Below are 1,026 nucleotides of genomic sequence, written 5' to 3'. Positions count from 1 at the left end.
AGGACACTACCGGCCTGACGCTCTCGGCAACTGACACTGTCGCCGAAGGTGGCTCCATCGTTTACACCGCGACCCTGACCAACGCCGCTGGCTCGCCAGTGACCGTGACCCTGAGCAACGGCGCGGTCATCAACATCGCCGCTGGTGCTACCACCGGTACCGTGACCGTCGATGCCCCAACAGACGACGTCTACAAAGACGCTGGCAAAGTCGAAGTCAGCATCGATCAAGCGACTGGCGGTAACTTCGAGAACCTGGTTCCGAGCACTACCCCGGCGGTGACTGACGTTACCGACACCATCGACACCTCGACTGTCAGCCTGACCGCAACGTCCACCGTCGCTGAAGGCGGGACTGTGGTTTACACCGCCTCGGTCAATGCACCCGTGACCGAAGCTCCGTTGGTTATCACCCTGTCGAACGGCCAGACCATTACTATCCCAGTCGGCGCCAGCTCCGCTTCGGTGAACTTCGTTACACCAAACGACGCCCTCGCCGGCGGCGATAACCTGAGCGTCAAGATTGACGACGCCCAGGGCGGTAACTACGAAAAACTGGACATCGACGCCACTCCGGCGGACACCGCCGTTACCGATGTGCAGGACACTACCGGCCTGACCTTGAGTGCGACCGATACCGTTGCTGAGGGCGGCTCGATTGTTTACACCGCCACCCTGACCAACGCCGCCGGCTCGCCAGTGACCGTGACCCTGAGCAACGGCGCGGTCATCAACATCGCTGCAGGCGCCACCACCGGCACCGTGACGGTCGATGCGCCAACAGACGACGTCTACAAGGACGCTGGCAAAGTTGAAGTCAGCATCGACAACGCCACTGGTGGTAACTTCGAGAACTTGGTTCCGAGCACCACGCCGGCGGTGACTGACGTCACCGACACTATCGACACCTCGACTGTCAGCCTGACCGCAACGTCCACCGTCGCTGAAGGCGGGACTGTGGTTTACACCGCCTCGGTCAATGCACCCGTGACCGAAGCTCCGTTGGTTATCACCCTGTCGAACGGCC

Annotated in this window: 1 protein-coding gene; it reads left to right on the top strand. The window is 61.5% G+C overall.

Annotated elements, in window-relative coordinates; translation table 11 throughout:
- A partial coding sequence (locus B0E42_RS12180; protein ID WP_174599577.1) for an immunoglobulin-like domain-containing protein occupies positions 1-1,026 on the top strand: 1,026 nt, incomplete at both ends.

Origin of the sequence: Pseudomonas sp. A25(2017), assembly GCF_002001065.1 — a bacterium.
GTDB classification, from domain to species: Bacteria; Pseudomonadota; Gammaproteobacteria; order Pseudomonadales; family Pseudomonadaceae; genus Aquipseudomonas; species Aquipseudomonas kilonensis.
This window is presented reverse-complemented; position numbering and strand designations above follow the sequence as displayed.